The organism is Pseudomonas sp. UMAB-40 (genome assembly GCF_900095275.1).
Classification (GTDB): domain Bacteria; phylum Pseudomonadota; class Gammaproteobacteria; order Pseudomonadales; family Pseudomonadaceae; genus Aquipseudomonas; species Aquipseudomonas mandelii_B.
The window spans coordinates 131,565-146,985 of record NZ_LT607556.1 but is presented as its reverse complement, the minus strand read 5'-3'; the positions used below and the strand labels follow the sequence as shown (position 1 = coordinate 146,985).

General features: G+C 60.0%; 15 protein-coding genes. 6 read left to right on the top strand and 9 right to left on the bottom strand.

All coding sequences use genetic code 11. The annotated features are described in order from the left end of the window. Positions 1 to 147: 147 nt before the first annotated feature. Positions 148 to 1,377, top strand: a complete 1,230-nt coding sequence (gene serA, locus K0F88_RS10475) for a phosphoglycerate dehydrogenase (protein WP_219095020.1) — start codon at positions 148 to 150, stop codon at positions 1,375 to 1,377. A gap of 73 nt (positions 1,378 to 1,450) precedes the next feature. Here the strand turns inward: serA and K0F88_RS10470 are convergent, their stop codons facing one another. After that, positions 1,451 to 1,876, bottom strand: a complete 426-nt coding sequence (locus K0F88_RS10470; RefSeq protein WP_094470119.1) for a DUF4399 domain-containing protein — start codon at positions 1,874 to 1,876, stop codon at positions 1,451 to 1,453. 135 nt (positions 1,877 to 2,011) lie between these two features. Here K0F88_RS10470 and K0F88_RS10465 point away from each other — a divergent pair, with 135 nt between their 5' ends. Beyond that, positions 2,012 to 2,617, top strand: a complete 606-nt coding sequence (locus K0F88_RS10465; RefSeq protein ID WP_219095019.1) for a transporter substrate-binding domain-containing protein — start codon at positions 2,012 to 2,014, stop codon at positions 2,615 to 2,617. Positions 2,618 to 2,734: 117 nt separating this feature from the next. Here the strand turns inward: K0F88_RS10465 and K0F88_RS10460 are convergent, their stop codons facing one another. Both K0F88_RS10460 and K0F88_RS10455 read right to left on the bottom strand, forming a co-directional pair. Beyond that, a complete protein-coding gene (locus tag K0F88_RS10460) occupies positions 2,735 to 3,220 on the bottom strand; it encodes a DUF523 domain-containing protein (protein ID WP_094470117.1) in 486 nt (161 codons plus the stop codon). A 2-nt stretch (positions 3,221 to 3,222) separates the two neighbouring features. Further along, positions 3,223 to 3,855 carry a 2OG-Fe(II) oxygenase gene (locus K0F88_RS10455; protein WP_219095018.1) on the bottom strand — a complete coding sequence of 211 codons (633 nt, stop codon included), beginning with the start codon at positions 3,853 to 3,855 and terminating at the stop codon, positions 3,223 to 3,225. Between the two features lie 123 nt (positions 3,856 to 3,978). Here K0F88_RS10455 and K0F88_RS10450 point away from each other — a divergent pair, with 123 nt between their 5' ends. After that, positions 3,979 to 4,731: a DUF2059 domain-containing protein gene (locus K0F88_RS10450; protein ID WP_219095017.1), complete on the top strand. Its 753-nt coding sequence runs from the start codon at positions 3,979 to 3,981 to the stop codon at positions 4,729 to 4,731. 59 nt (positions 4,732 to 4,790) lie between these two features. On the opposite strand, the gene K0F88_RS10445 is transcribed toward K0F88_RS10450, so the two are convergent. Further along, positions 4,791 to 5,738: an alpha/beta hydrolase gene (locus K0F88_RS10445; RefSeq protein ID WP_094470114.1), complete on the bottom strand. Its 948-nt coding sequence runs from the start codon at positions 5,736 to 5,738 to the stop codon at positions 4,791 to 4,793. A 97-nt stretch (positions 5,739 to 5,835) separates the two neighbouring features. Here K0F88_RS10445 and K0F88_RS10440 point away from each other — a divergent pair, with 97 nt between their 5' ends. Together K0F88_RS10440 and K0F88_RS10435 are read left to right on the top strand one after the other, a co-directional pair. After that, the gene (locus K0F88_RS10440) at positions 5,836 to 6,414 is read left to right on the top strand and encodes a DUF6436 domain-containing protein (protein ID WP_219095016.1); all 579 of its coding nucleotides are present in this window, start codon (positions 5,836 to 5,838) and stop codon (positions 6,412 to 6,414) included. A gap of 102 nt (positions 6,415 to 6,516) precedes the next feature. Then, a complete protein-coding gene (locus K0F88_RS10435) occupies positions 6,517 to 8,928 on the top strand; it encodes a penicillin acylase family protein (RefSeq protein WP_219095015.1) in 2,412 nt (803 codons plus the stop codon). Positions 8,929 to 9,072: 144 nt separating this feature from the next. Here the strand turns inward: K0F88_RS10435 and K0F88_RS10430 are convergent, their stop codons facing one another. Next, the gene (locus K0F88_RS10430) at positions 9,073 to 10,038 is read right to left on the bottom strand and encodes a GlxA family transcriptional regulator (RefSeq protein ID WP_219095014.1); all 966 of its coding nucleotides are present in this window, start codon (positions 10,036 to 10,038) and stop codon (positions 9,073 to 9,075) included. Between the two features lie 336 nt (positions 10,039 to 10,374). Here K0F88_RS10430 and K0F88_RS10425 point away from each other — a divergent pair, with 336 nt between their 5' ends. Continuing rightward, complete coding sequence (locus K0F88_RS10425; RefSeq protein ID WP_219095013.1) at positions 10,375 to 11,016, top strand: HD domain-containing protein; 642 nt, start codon at positions 10,375 to 10,377, stop codon at positions 11,014 to 11,016. A 139-nt stretch (positions 11,017 to 11,155) separates the two neighbouring features. On the opposite strand, the gene K0F88_RS10420 is transcribed toward K0F88_RS10425, so the two are convergent. The 4 genes from K0F88_RS10420 to K0F88_RS10405 all read right to left on the bottom strand — a co-directional run bounded on the left by K0F88_RS10420 (position 11,156) and on the right by K0F88_RS10405 (position 15,273). After that, a complete protein-coding gene (locus K0F88_RS10420) occupies positions 11,156 to 12,046 on the bottom strand; it encodes an ABC transporter permease subunit (RefSeq protein ID WP_219095012.1) in 891 nt (296 codons plus the stop codon). Continuing rightward, the gene (locus tag K0F88_RS10415) at positions 12,043 to 12,963 is read right to left on the bottom strand and encodes an ABC transporter permease subunit (protein ID WP_017341352.1); all 921 of its coding nucleotides are present in this window, start codon (positions 12,961 to 12,963) and stop codon (positions 12,043 to 12,045) included. The genes K0F88_RS10420 and K0F88_RS10415 overlap by 4 nt, the downstream gene beginning before the upstream one ends. Then, on the bottom strand, positions 12,960 to 14,102 hold the full coding sequence (locus K0F88_RS10410) for an ABC transporter ATP-binding protein (protein WP_219095011.1): 1,143 nt from the start codon (positions 14,100 to 14,102) through the stop codon (positions 12,960 to 12,962). Before K0F88_RS10410 ends, K0F88_RS10415 begins: the two co-directional genes overlap by 4 nt. A 73-nt stretch (positions 14,103 to 14,175) precedes the next feature. Continuing rightward, complete coding sequence (locus K0F88_RS10405; RefSeq protein ID WP_306823115.1) at positions 14,176 to 15,273, bottom strand: polyamine ABC transporter substrate-binding protein; 1,098 nt, start codon at positions 15,271 to 15,273, stop codon at positions 14,176 to 14,178. Between the last annotated feature and the right edge of the window lie 148 nt (positions 15,274 to 15,421).

Here is a 15,421-nt window from a genome sequence, read left to right as displayed (position 1 = left end):
GAGTGTTTAGCGGGGTGCGTATGCTAGCATACCGACCCCGCAGGGTAGTGCCCAACGGCTATTCTGCGGTGACGGCATTCTTGCCGTCCGGGTCAGCGTCTGCTGGCTATTTCCTGCCATTTTTCTCCGGGATACAGGTTTACGCAGATGAGCAAGACTTCTCTCGATAAGAGCAAGATCAAGTTCCTTCTTCTCGAAGGCGTCCACCAATCGGCTGTCGACGTTCTCAAGTCGGCGGGCTACACCAGCATCGAGTACCTCACCGGTTCTCTGCCGGAAGCCCAGCTGAAGGAAAAGATCGCTGATGCGCACTTCATCGGCATTCGCTCCCGCACTCAACTGACCGAAGAGATCTTCGATCACGCGAAGAAGCTCGTGGCTGTAGGGTGTTTCTGCATCGGCACCAACCAGGTCGACCTGAACGCGGCGCGCGAACGCGGCATCGCGGTGTTCAACGCCCCGTACTCCAACACTCGCTCCGTTGCCGAGCTGGTGCTGGCCGAAGCGATCCTGTTGCTGCGCGGCATTCCTGAGAAAAACGCTTCCTGCCACCGTGGCGGCTGGATCAAGAGCGCGGCCAACTCCTTCGAGATCCGCGGCAAGAAGCTGGGCATCGTCGGTTACGGCTCGATCGGTACTCAATTGTCGGTCCTGGCTGAAGGCCTGGGCATGCAGGTGTACTTCTACGACACCGTGACCAAGCTGCCATTGGGCAACGCGACTCAGGTCGGTAACCTGACCGAGCTGCTGGGCATGTCCGACATCGTCACCCTGCACGTGCCGGAAACCGCAGCCACCCAGTGGATGATCGGCGAGAAGGAAATCCGCGCCATCAAGAAGGGCGGCATCCTGATCAACGCCGCTCGCGGCACCGTGGTCGAACTGGACGCCCTGGCGGACGCGATCAAGGACAAGCACCTGATCGGCGCGGCCATCGACGTATTCCCGGTGGAGCCACGTTCCAACGACGAAGAGTTCGAAAGCCCGCTGCGTGGCCTGGACAACGTGATCCTGACCCCGCACATCGGCGGTTCCACCGCTGAAGCGCAAGCCAACATCGGTCTGGAAGTGGCAGAGAAACTGGTCAAGTACAGCGACAACGGTACCTCGGTATCGTCCGTAAACTTCCCGGAAGTGGCCCTGCCGGCTCACCCTGGCAAGCACCGCCTGCTGCACATCCACGAGAACATTCCGGGCGTGATGAGCGAGATCAACAAGGTCTTCGCCGAGAACGGCATCAACATCTCCGGTCAGTTCCTGCAGACCAACGAGAAAGTCGGCTACGTGGTGATCGACGTCGACGCCGAGTACTCGGAAATGGCCCAAGAGAAGCTGCAGCACATCAACGGCACCATTCGTTGCCGCGTGTTGTTCTGAGAGTGACTTGAGTGACAAAAAAGGAGCCCTTCGGGGCTCCTTTTTCATGTTCGCGGTTCTTTATTCCGAGCAGTTACTTCACGTTGACGGTGATCTCCTTCGACACGATTGGCGGGTCGAAGGCCATATGGTTCATGTCGCCCAGCTCCAACTGCAAGGTGTGCTTGCCAGGTGTAAGCGTCAGCTCGGTTTCTGTCTGCGCCTTGCCGAAATGAACGTGATTGGCATCTGCCGGGATGACCGCCCCTGCAGCCACGACATTCTTGGCATCAATCAGCAAATGGTGGTGGCCGGTGTTCTTGGTGGTATCGCCCGCTGGCGCCAGCGAAACATTCTCGACAGCGAATTTAACCTTGAACGTTTGCGGGACAGTCCCACCATCTTCAGGAGAAACGATGGACACTTCGGCACCCTTGGGGGCCGGTGTTGCAGCACTGGCCAGCACCGAAACGCCCATCAATAGGCCAGCCAATGCTGCTCGTGACATAAACGTTTTCATTCTCTTCTCCAGTTTTTCCGTAAATTCCGCGTGGCCGAGACAACTTCACGGCCATTCGTTGTCGAAGGACCTCGACAACCATAGCAAAGCGAGCCTGAACCAGCGCATCGCGATAATGAATTCAAAGGAGTGACCATGCGTTTTTTGCCTGGCCTGATCTGTCTGTTACCCCTTCTGAGCCCTTTGGCTCATGCCGAACTGATTGACGATGTAAACGACCGTGGCGAATTGCGCATTGCTCTTGAGGCTAATACGCCGCCGTTCAACTTCAAGGATGACGGCAAACTCACCGGCTTCGAAGTTGAATTGGGTCAACTGCTGGCCAACGAACTGGACGTGCGCGCCGACTTTGTCGTGACCGACTCCAGCGATCTGTTGCCCGGTGTTGAAACCGGCAAGTACGACGTCGCCATCAACCACATAGCAATGACCCCGGAACTGAAGGATCGTTTCGACTTCACCGAGCCGTACCTTCACACCAATGCGCAATTGATCGCGCAGACAGAAGAGCCGCGTTCGATCCTGTTGGTGCAGTCGCTGACGGAAGAAAAGCCGAAAACCGCCCCGGTTGTGGACCTGGCGATTCCGTTTCAGAAAGGTAACCCGGCGTTTCACGCCAGCCTGGAGAACGCGTTGCAGCGGATCAAGGCGGATGGACGACTGGAGGCTCTGGAGCAGAAGTGGCTCAAGGCAGACACGAGTGTGGCGCCCAAACCGCAAGACACTGATGACCTGAAGTGAAAGAAAAACCTGGGGGAGCGGGCTTGCCCGCGATGACTGAGTTACCTTCGACAAAGGTGTCGGCTGACACACCGCCATCGCGGGCAAGCCCGCTCCCACAGTGTTTTGAGTTGCTCTTCAGTCTTGTGCGGCCAAGGCTGCCGCCGCTTCGGCCAGTTCCAACTCACTGAAGACCTGCACGCCATTACGCTTGAGCAACGCCGCCGTCACTCCTTCACCACGGACCTTCACACCGCTGAAGCTGCCGTCATACGTCAACAGATTCCCGCACGAAGGGCTGTTGGCCTTGAGCACCGCAATCCTGATGCCATGCTTTTGCACCAGTTCCAACGCCTGATAAGCCCCCGAAAGAAACTCGGCGCTGACGTCCTCACCCTCGGTGGTAATGACAGAGGCGTGGCCATCCAGCACTTCGCCACCCTGCCCGCCCGGAATTTCCGCTGCGGCCCTGGGTGTTGGTAAACCACCGGCAACCTCCGGGCACAACGGCACCACGCGACCTTCATCTAGCCACTGCTGCAGCTGATCGAACGGCCCGCTCGCCCCGCCGTCGTAACGCACGCGGTGGCCCAGCAGGCAGCGGCTTACCAGAATCTTTTGCATGATCAGAACGGCTCGTTACCACGACGCCGGAACCAGCCCGTCAATGACAGGCGATCCCGGGTCGCAGGCAGGACTTCGTGAGGCACCTCTCCCGACAGAAACACCACCAGGCATCCGCCAGTGGGCACCACATCGTGTTCGACACCTTCCTCCAGGTACATACGCAACTGGCCTCCGTGCTCGGGCAGCCAGGCGTCATTGAGGTAGATCACCGCCGAGACCATGCGCCGGTCGTCATCCCGAAAACGATCGACATGCTTGAGGTAAAACGCACCGGGCGGGTACAGGGCGAAATGGCTTTCGAAATCTTCCAGGCCCAGGTACAACCCGCGATTCATCGCCTCGCGCAGGCTGTCCATCAAGCTCAGGTAACTGTCGCACGCCAGTGCCTGGCCGGGCTCGATCCACTGGATGTGGTCGCCACGGATCCCCTCGCGAATCTCCGACGTCGGCCCGCGCCCCACGGCCGCCGGGGCCAGTTCGCCCTCGGCTGCACGTTTACGGCACTCAGCCGCCAGTTCCCGGGTCAGACCCAGAGGCAGGAAAATATTCTGCTGCGACCAGCCGCGCTCGGCCAGGTCGTCGACGATACGTAACAGCAGCGGATGATCAGAGGATATTTGCATGGCGCGCATAGTATTCCTGTGCCTGCAAATCCGACAGAGCCGCGCGGCGGAGGATTTGTCGGATTACTGATACGAATTCTCGACAAGTACGAAAGCCGCACGGAGAATAGTCGCCTGCTGACAGGAGTCCCTATGCGCCGTTTGCTTTTTTCATTGCTGATGCTCTGTGTGTTGCCCGCTTGGGCAGACGGCCACGACCAGTTGTACAAGGTCGCCGGTTGGCCAGATCAGCGCGCGCATTTTAACGACGCCCTCTCAGCCGCTCAGCAGCGTTACCAAAACAGCCTGCCACCGGCGGTGTTTCAAGCCTTGGTCAACAACAGCAATCAACGTTTCGCCCCCCAGGCCGTCGACCAGCGCGCCGAAGCGCAACTGCGCAAAAGCCTCGCCGATCCGAAACCCGCACTGACATTCTTTCAATCGCCCCTGGGCAAAAAAATCGTCGCTGCCGAACTGCTGGCGACCCGTCGCGATCAGTTGGCGAAAAATGCCAAGGGCCTGCCGAAGATTCAGGCCAGCGACAGCCGCATGCTAATCATCGGCCACCTGGCCCAGGCCCTGCCCGCTCGCGAAGCTGGCGCCGAGGTCAGCCTGGCGATTGCCGGCGTCGCCGCCGACAGCCTGAGTTCGATGATCCCCGGTTTGCTCGGGGGTGGTCAGGCGCAAGGGATGCTGAACGGACAGCGCCAGCGTTTGATGGATCAGATTGGTACCGATCTGAACAACACACTGTTGTATGTGTATCGCGATCTGTCGGATGAAGAACTGGAAGAGTTCGCCACGTTTGCCGAGTCCACCGAGGGCAAGGCGTATTACCAGGCGGCGTTGGCGGCGATTCGGGCGGGACTGGCGGTGGGGCAGGATCCGGCGAGCCTCAGCCAGTAATCTTCAGCGCCCGATACACCGCCTTCGCGAGCAAGCTCGCGATGAGGCCTTAATGATCGCTAAAGATTCCTGCCTTTAATTCGCTTCGTCAAAAACCCGAAATACTCCTCCCGCATCGCCAGAGTTTCATTCGCCAGATGATGCCGAGCCTCCGGCAGCATCAGCACCTGGGGCCGATCAAACTTGGCCTTCAACACCTCAAGGTTATGCTCCCAATCCACCGTCATGTCCGCCTGCCCCTGCACAATCAGCGGTCGCCGTGGACTGTTCGGTGCCGCCTCGATTCGCTTGATCCACCGCGCCAACGCACCGACCCAGGCCGTTGGCAGTCGCAGCGGTTGCAACGGATCGGCTTGCAGGAACGGCAAGAAATCAGGGTCGTTGGAGTTCTCGCTGAAACGCCGGGCGATGGCTTTCACAAAAGGCTTGAGCAGGTAATAACTGAGCTGCGACCAGCCCCAGGCGCGCGGCCGAACCAGCGGTGACAGCAAAATCACCTGACCTTGGGCCGGACTGTTCGCGCCCTGGTTGAGCACATGATCGATCACGATCGCCCCGCCGGTACTCTGCCCGCACAAGTGCCATGGCTGTGGAAGATCCAGCGATTGCGCCTCGGCAAACAACCCTTGCAGCGTGTACTGATACTCGGCGAAATCCTTGATGCTCGCCCGTTCGCCGCTGGACAGACCATGCCCCGGCAAGTCGCAGGCAATCACCGCGAAGCCCTGATCCAGCGCCCACTCGATCACATGTCGGTAGAGCCCGGTGTGGTCGTAGAAGCCGTGGAACAGAAACAGCGTCGCCTTCGCTCGTTCAGGCCACCAGACCTGGCTGACCACTTCATAGCCATCGACCTCAAAACGCCCTAACCCGCTGCGCTGCGTTCGGCCTGGAAAATCCAGACCGTAGAACCGCTGATAGGCCAGCGCCTCCACCGAAAGCGGCTGCCACTCGGCCAGTGGCCGCAGGCTGGCGCGCAAATGATCGGGGTCGAAAGTGGCAGACATGAGCTATTCCAGAGCGCTAAACAGACTTTATGGGCCTGCGATATTCATCTGTCGTGACAAGCATGGCAAGCTAGCCGTCCTTCGAGGATTGAAACCCATGCGTCCGGCCTACCGCACCACACTGCTTGCCAGCCTGCTCGCCCTCGTGTGTGCCGGCGTCTTGTGGGCGGCCTATGACTGGTTTCAGGGGCGCTACCTGCGCGCCTTCAGTTCGCACACTGCGGTATTTTCCGGCGATCCGCTGCGCCTGCCCGACGAACTCGCCGGCCCCGGCGCCATCCGCCTGGTGCATTTCTGGGACCCGGCCTGCCCGTGCAATGTCGGCAACCAGCAACACCTGACTGAACTGGTCGAGCAGTACGTACCGCAGGGCGTGGAGTTTTACGCGGTCCAAAAACCCGGCAGCCACGGTCAGTTGCCCAACACCTTGAGCCGCCTGAAAACCATCACCGTTCTCCCGGGTTCCGAACAGATCCCCGCCAGCCCGGCGGTGGCGATCTGGGACCGCAGCGGCAAACTGGCGTATTTCGGCCCGTACAGCGAAGGCCTGACCTGCAATTCGAACAACAGCTTCATCGAGCCCATCCTGCAAGCACTCAGCGAAGGTCGAACGGTGGGCGCCACCCATACGCTAGCGGTCGGTTGCTACTGCCCTTGGCCGGAGGAAGTGAAGTAAGGCAATCCTGACTTTTCCAGGACCGCGATGCCCGGCACAGGAGGTCTGTGCTACATGTTTGCAGCCCGCACGGGCGGCAATCCCGAAGAACAAGGAGTCACCATGAAACGCGTCCTGACCGTACTGGTATTGCTGATCGTCACGCTCGTCATCGGGGTCGGCGGGTACGTGTACATCAAGCAGCCGACGCGCCAGGGCCAGGTGGAGTTGCAGCATCTTCAGGGCTCGGTGACCGTGCGCTACGACGAGCGCGGCGTGCCGCACATCCGCGCCGAAAACGAGACCGACCTCTACCGCACCCTTGGCTATGTGCAGGCCCAGGACCGGTTGTTCCAGATGGAAGCCATGCGCCGCCTCGCCCGGGGTGAGCTGGCTGAAATCCTCGGACCGAAACTGGTCGACACCGACAAACTGTTCCGCAGCCTGCGCATCCGTGAACGCGCCGAGAGTTACGTGGCCGCGCTGGATCGTCAGTCACCTGCGTGGAAGGCGCTTGAAGCCTATCTGGATGGGATCAATCAATATCAGGACACCCACGCGGCGCCCATGGAGTTCGACGTGCTGGGCATCCACAAGCGCCCTTTCACCGCCGAAGACAGCATCAGCGTCGCCGGTTACATGGCTTACAGCTTTGCCGCCGCGTTTCGCACCGAACCTTTGCTGACGTTTGTGCGCGACCAATTGGGTGCTGAGTACCTGAATGTTTTCGAACTCGAATGGCAGCCCAAAGGTGTATTGGCCAAGACGCGCTCAGTATCCGGCCCCGCCCTCGCCGCCGGAGACTGGAAAGACCTGAACGCCCTCGCCCGTCTGAGCGAACAGGCCCTGGCCGACAACGGCCTGCCGCAATTCGAAGGCAGCAATGCCTGGGTGATCTCCGGTAGCCGCAGCAAAAGTACCAAGCCGCTGCTGGCCGGTGACCCGCACATTCGCTTCTCGGTGCCGTCGGTGTGGTACGAGGCGCAACTGTCGGCGCCGGGCTTCGAGCTCTATGGCCATCATCAGGCGTTGGTGCCGTTTGCCTTTCTCGGCCACAACCTGGATTTCGGCTGGAGCCTGACGATGTTCCAGAACGACGACCTCGACCTGATCGCCGAGAAGGTCAATCCGGACAATCCGAACCAGGTCTGGTATCGCGGCAAATGGGTCGACATGGTCAACACCGAGCAACAGATCGCGGTGAAGGGCCAGGCGCCGGTCACCCTGACGCTGCGCCAGTCGCCCCACGGCCCGATCATCAACGATGCACTCGGCACTGCCGCCGGCAAGACGCCGGTGGCCATGTGGTGGGCTTTCCTGGAAACGCCGAACCCGATCCTCGAAGGTTTCTACCAGCTCAACCGCGCCGACACCCTGGCCAAGGCCCGCGCCGCAGCGGCCAAGGTTCAGGCGCCAGGCCTGAACATCGTTTACGCCAACGCCAAGGGTGACATCGGCTGGTGGGCCTCGGCGCTGCTGCCCAAACGCGCGGCCGGGGTAAAGCCCGGTTTCATCCTCGACGGCAGCACCAATCAGGCGGACAAGGAAGGCTTCTACCCGTTCAGCGCCAACCCGCAGGAAGAGAACCCGGCGCGCGGCTACATCGTCTCGGCGAACTTTCAGCCCGTGTCGCCGACCGGCATGGAGATTCCGGGGTACTACAACCTTGCCGACCGCGGCCAGCAACTCAATCGTCAGCTCAGCGACAAGAGCGTGAAATGGGACAACGAGGCCAACCAGAAGCTGCAACTGGGCACCACCACCGCCTACGGACCCCGTCTGTTGGCGCCGCTGTTGCCGGTACTGCGTGAAGTGGTGAGCGATCCCGCCGAACTCAAACTGGTCGAGCAACTGGCGCAATGGAAAGGCGATTACCCGCTGGATTCCACCAGCGCCACGCTGTTCAACCAGTTCCTGTTCAACCTGGCCGACGCGACGATGCACGATGAGCTGGGCAATGATTTTTTCGAGACCTTGCTCTCGACTCGCGTGATCGATGCTGCGCTACCCCGCCTGGCCGAGACGGCCGATTCGCCGTGGTGGGACAACCGCAACACCCTCGGCAAGGAAACCCGCGCCGACACGGTCAAGGTGGCCTGGCAAGCAAGCATCGCCCATCTCAAGACCGCCCTTGGCGCTGACTTCGCGCACTGGCAGTGGGGCAAGGCGCACACCCTGACCCATGGTCATCCGTTGGGCGTGCAGAAGCCGCTGGACCGGATCTTCAATGTCGGCCCGTTCGCGGCGCCCGGCACCCATGAAGTGCCAAACAACCTCTCGTCCAAGATCGGCCCGGCACCGTGGCCGGTAACTTATGGCCCGTCGACCCGACGTCTGGTGGACTTTGCCGACCCGGCGCACAGCCTGACCATCAACCCGGTCGGCCAGAGCGGCGTGCCGTTCGACAGCCATTACGACGACCAGGCTGAGGCGTATGTCGAAGGGATTTACTACGAGGCGCATTTCAATGACGAAGAAGTCACGGCCAATACGCGCAGTACGTTGAAGTTTTTGCCGGCGCGGGCTGCTCAGTAGATTTTTGTTGTCAGGGCTGACGCCATCGCGGGCAAGCCCGCTCCCACAGATTTTGTGTTGATCACAAAGTTGTGGCCCCACACCAATCACTGTGGGAGCGGGCTTGCCCGCGAAGAGGCCCTCAAGGACAACATAAATACAGGCTCAAACCATCGCCGCAAAGTTCTGCCTGAACTGCTGCGGTGTCACTCCCAATCGGCGATTGAACACCGTGCGCATGTGCTGGGCATCGCGGAATCCGCATTGATACGCCACTGTCTTGAGCGGTGAATGGGTGCTTTCAAGCAGCACCCGCGCCGCGTCCACCCTCGCCCGTTCGACGAATTCCGCCGGGGTGATTTTCGCTTCCTTGGCGAACACCCGGGAAAAGTTGCGGGCGCTCATGTTGGCGGCGTTGGCCAGATCGGCAATGGTCAGGTCGCCGGTCAGGTTGGCCAGCACGTAAAGCTGCACCAGCGCCACCGCCGACGTCGGTTCGGCGTGGGGTGTGAGGAACGGGCTGAACTGCGATTGCCCGCCCGAACGCTGGGTGAACACCACCAGCCGCTTGGCCACGCTCAACGCCACTTCCGGTCCGTGGTCCCGGGCCAAGAGGTACAACGACAAATCGATCCCCGCCGTGACGCCGGCCGAGGTGAAGAGTTCGCCGTCCTGCACGTACAGGCGATCAGCATCGACCTGAGTGGAGGGACACATCCTCGCCAACGCCGCGGCATCGTCCCAGTGGGTGGTGACGGTCCGTCCCTCGAGCAATCCGGCCCGGGCCAGCATGAACGCGCCGTTGCAAATCGAGCCAAACCGTTGCGCCCGAGCACAGGCATCGCGCAACCAGCCATCGAAGGCCGCGCCAAACTCCAGGAACGGCAACTGCGGCCCGCCGGCCACCAGCAGCAAGTCATAAGCCTCCAGCGCTTCGCTGAAATGCCGATGGGCATTGAGCGACAAACCGTTGGAGCACGCCATCATCCCGCGCTCGACGCCGATGACCTCCAAGCGGTAATGGTCATGCGGTTCGAGGAAACGATTGGCTTCGGAAAACACATCCATGGGACCGGTGACGTCCAACGACTGGACACCGGCGAACACTACGATGGCAACGGTTTTTTGCATGGTTCGATTGCCTCTACGGATCACACTGACCTGTGGCGAGGGAGCTTGCTCCCGCTGGAGTGCGCAGCACTCCCATTCCTGTCACCACTGTTTGCCTGGTGTAATTGAGTTGGAGGTTTTGGGGCCGCTTCGCAGCCCAGCGGGAGCAAGCTCCCTCGCCACAAAAGCGTATTCGCCGGGAGCAACCCTAGCCAATCCGGGCGCAACAAGCGAGGTTGGCGCGATTTGCATGCTCATTGGCCGGGATCGCAGCCATGGATCGATTGTCCGCTCCGGGAGTCGGGAACAGACTTGTTCCATCAGCGCCGCCACGGCGTTCCCCACGAGGAAAGCACCATGAGCAGCATCATTGCCGGTATCAAAATCCCCGACAGCGCGTTGGCCAAGGCCACCACTGAATACATTCGCGACGCCGAGTCCGATTTGCTTTACCACCACTCGCGCCGGGTGTTTCTGTTCGGCGCCTTGAGCGGTGAGCGCAAGCAGTTGGCCTACGATCCGGAAATGCTCTACGTCGGCGCCATGTTCCATGACCTGGGCCTGGTGGAAGGTCATCGCACGGACAACGAGCGCTTCGAAGTCGATAGCGCCAACGCCGCCAAAGCGTTCCTCAAGCCGTATGGGTTGTCGGATGGCGATATCGAGCAAGTGTGGCTGTCGATTGCCTTGCACACCACGCCGGGTGTACCGCAACACCTGCGGCCTAACGTGGCATTGGTCACGGCCGGTGTGGAAATGGACGTGCTGGGTATCGATTACGCCGCGTTTCCCACGGTGCAGCGCGAAGCGGTGGTGCATGCGCATCCACGGGGCGAAGGGTTCAAGGAATGCATCCTGTGTGCGTTCGCCAATGGCTTCAAACACAAACCGGACACCACGTTCGGCACGGTGAACGCGGATGTGCTGGTGGACAGCGAGCCGGGGTTCAAGCCGATGAACTTCGTCGAGATCATCCGCAAATCCCCTTGGGTTTCCTGACCACCAAAAAACCTGTGGGAGCGGGCTTGCTCGCGATGGCGTCATCACAGTCAACATTGATGTTGAATGTAAGTCCGCTATCGCGAGCAAGCTCGCTCCCACAGGGTGCCAGGTTGGCCACGCATTTGTGGCCAACGCTTTAAGCCGCTTCCGGCGCCGGGGCGCGACGCACGTCCGGTTGTTTCCAGGAGTCGGCCGCGCTTTCTTCGATGGCCTGCTGAATCGCACGCTTGCGCGCTTCTTCGGCACGGCGGCTGAAGAACCAGACCAGGAAGGTCATCAGCGAAACCGCCAGCAAAATCAGGCTGGCCACGGCGTTGATCTCGGGTTTAACCCCAAGGCGCACCGCCGAGAACACTTCCATCGGCAGGGTCGTGGAACCCGGGCCCGACACAAAGCTCGCCAACACCAGGTCATCCAGGGACAGGGCGAACGACATCATGCCGCCAGCCCCCAGGGATGGCGCGATCATCGGGATGGTGATCAGGAAGAACACCTTCCATGGCCGCGCACCGAGGTCCATGGCCGCCTCTTCGATGGACAAGTCCAGCTCACGCAAGCGCGCCGACACCACCACCGCCACATACGCCGCACAGAACGTGGTGTGAGCGATCCAGATGGTGACGATGCCGCGTTCCTGTGGCCAGCCGATCATCTGCGCCATCGCCACGAACAGCAGCAACAGCGACAGACCGGTGATCACTTCAGGCATCACGAGCGGCGCGGTGACCAGGCCACCAAACAACGTGCGACCCTTGAAGTGGGTGATCCGCGTCAAAACGAACGCCGCCAACGTACCCAGCGCCACCGCCGCCACCGCCGTGTAGCAGGCGATTTCCAGCGAGCGCACCACCGAGCCCATCAGTTGCGTGTTGTCCATTAACCCGACGTACCACTTGATCGACCAGCCGCCCCACACCGTCACCAGTTTGGAGGCGTTGAACGAGTAGATCACCAGGATCAGCATCGGCGCGTAGATGAACAGCAAGCCCGCAACCAGCATGAAACTTGAGAAACGGAAGCGCTTCATTCTTTACCCTCCATTTCCTTGGCCTGACTGCGGTTGAACAGGATGATCGGCACAATCAGGATCAGCAGCATGACCACCGCCAGCGCAGAGGCCACCGGCCAGTCACGGTTGTTGAAGAACTCTTGCCAGAGCACTTTACCGATCATCAGGGTTTCCGGACCGCCGAGCAGCTCCGGGATCACGAACTCACCCACGACCGGAATGAACACCAGCATGCAACCGGCGACGATGCCGTTCTTGGACAGCGGAATGGTGATCTTCCAGAAACTGTTGAACGTGCTCGAACCCAGGTCCGATGCGGCTTCCAGCAGGCTGCTGTCGTGCTTCACCAGGTTGGCGTAGAGCGGCAGGATCATGAACGGCAGGTACGAATAAACCACGCCTATGTACACCGCGAGGTTGGTGTTGAGGATCTGCAGCGGTTCGTCGATCCAGCCCATGGTCATCAGGAAACCGTTGAGCAGGCCGTTGTTGCTGAGGATGCCCATCCACGCATACACGCGGATCAGGATCGCGGTCCAGGTCGGCATCATGATCAGCAGCACCAACACCGTTTGCATCTCTTTACGGGCACTGGCGATGGCATAGGCCATCGGGTAGCCGATCAGCAAACAGAGGATGGTGCTGATCAGCGCCATCTTCAACGAACCGAGGTAAGCGGCGATGTACAACTCGTCGCCGGCCAGCATCGCGTAGTTGCCGAGGTTGAGCAGCACCTGCAGCTTCTGGTCAACGAAATTGTAGATCTCGGTGTACGGCGGAATGGCTACGTCGGCTTCGGCGAAGCTGATCTTCAGGACGATGAAGAACGGCAGCATGAAGAACAGGAACAGCCAGATGAACGGAACCCCGATGACCAGTTGGCGGCCACCGGGAATTATTCGATTGAGGCGGCGTTTGAATTTGCGCATGTTCATGAGCGAAGTACCACGCCGCTGTCGTCTTCCCAGTACACGTAAACCTGGTCACCCCAGGTTGGGCGCTGGCCACGGCGCTCGGCGTTGGCGACGAACGACTGGACGATCTTGCCGCTCGGCAGTTCGACGTAGAACACCGAGTGACCGCCGAGGTAGGCGATGTCGTGCACCTTGCCGCTGGACCAGTTGTATTCGCAGGTCGGCATGGTCGGAGTCACCAGCAGTTTCTCCGGACGGATCGCGTAGGTCACGGATTTGTCCTGCACCGAGGTGCTGATGCCGTGGCCCACGTAGATCTTCCGGTCGAGGTCCTTGCAGGTGATGATCGCGTGGCCTTCGGCGTCATCGATCACTTCGCCGTCAAAGATGTTGACGTTGCCGATGAACTCGCAGACCAGGCGGCTGGTCGGGGTTTCGTAGATGTCGATCGGACTGCCGATCTGGGCGATCCAGCCCAGGTGCATGATCGCAATGCGCTCGGCCATGGTCATGGCCTCTTCCTGATCGTGGGTCACCATGACGCAGGTCACGCCGACGCGCTCGATGATCTCGACCAGCTCCAGCTGCATCTGCGAACGCAGCTTCTTGTCCAGCGCACCCATCGGTTCGTCGAGCAGCAACAGCTTCGGCCGCTTCGCCAGCGAACGCGCCAGGGCCACACGCTGACGCTGGCCACCGGACAACTGATGCGGCTTGCGCTTGGCGTACTGCGTCATCTGAACCAGCTTGAGCATGTCCGCGACACGGGCATCGACTTCAGCGGCGGGGATTTTGTCCTGCTTGAGGCCGAACGCGATGTTCTGCGCCACGGTCATGTGCGGGAACAAGGCGTAGGACTGGAACATCATGTTGATCGGCCGCTCGTAAGGCGGCATGTCGGTGATGTCTACGCCATCGAGGAAAATGCGCCCCTCCGTGGGCCGTTCGAAGCCTGCGAGCATGCGCAGCAACGTCGATTTGCCCGATCCCGAACCGCCGAGCAAGGCGAAAATCTCGCCTTTCTTGATTTCCAGGGACACATCGTCCACGGCAATCGTCTCGTCGAACTTCTTCGTGACCCGGTCGATTTTGACCAGCACCTGTTTAGGTGTCTGGTCGCCCTCGAGGGCTTTCTTATAGGCGCCGGAGGCAACTGCCATTTACGAAACTCCCAGAAAAAAAGAGTGCAGTTCGCTCAAGGTGAGCCAACCTTGGATAGTTTGAGCCTTGAAGCTATTTACCCGACTTGACCTTGGTCCAGCTGCGGGTCATCAAACGTTGAATGTTTGGTGGTAACTCGACGGACACGTAGGTCTTGTCGAGGACGGCTTGCGGTGGATAAACCGACTCGTCGGTGCGGATGGACTGCTCCATCAATTTGTCCGAGCCAGGGTTGGGGTTCGCATAGCCAACAGAATCACTGACTTGTGCGATCACCTCGGGTTTCAACAAATAGTTGATGAAAGCGTGGGCCTCTTTGACGTTGGCCGCATCCTTGGGGATCGCCAGCATGTCGAACCAGAGCGCGCCGCCCTCTTTGGGAATCGAGTAGGCGATGTTCATGCCCTTGCCGGCTTCTTCCGCACGGGCCTTGGCCTGGAACATGTCACCGGAGAAACCGATGGCGATGCAGATGTCGCCATTGGCGAGGTCCGCGATGTACTTGGACGAATGGAAGTACGTCACGTACGGACGCACCGCGAGCAACTTGGCGGTGGCCTTTTCGTAGTCCTTGGGATCTGTGCTGTTGGCGTTGAGGCCCATGTAGTTGAGGACAGTGGGCATCATTTCATCAGCGGAATCGAGGAATGCGACACCGCAAGCGTGCAGCTTCTTGATGTTCTCCGGTTCGAACACCGCGCTCCAGGAATCGATCTTGTCGACACCCAGCACTTCCTTGATCTTGTCGACGTTGTAACCGATGCCGTTGGTGCCCCACAGGTACGGCACGGCGTATTGATTACCCGGATCGTTTTGCTCAAGACGCTTGAGCAAAACCGGATCGAGGGTGGAGTAGTTGGTCAGCAACTTCTTGTCGAGCTTCTGAAAAGCGCCGGCCTTGATCTGCTTGCCGAGGAAGTGGTTGGACGGCACGACTACGTCATAACCGGTACGCCCGGCCAGCAACTTGCCTTCCAGGGTCTCGTTAGAGTCAAAGACGTCGTAAACCGGTTTGATGCCGGTCTCTTTCTGGAAGTCGGCCAGGGTGGTCGCACCGATGTAGTCCGACCAGTTATAAATATGCACAGTGCCGGCGGCCTGGACACTGACAGCGAGTGTCAGCCCGGCGCCGACCAGCATGGCATTGCGCAACAAAGAAAAAATAGGCAAGTGGAGGTCCTCTAAAATTAGTTGGGCCCAAGTTGCCCCGCGTTACATGACAGTCATGGCTGCCCAGCAACAAAACCGGCGCGCAACTTACCCTCGAAAAACCGTTCCAGCAAAACTTTCTGTCATTTAATTACACCTGTTGCCGTCA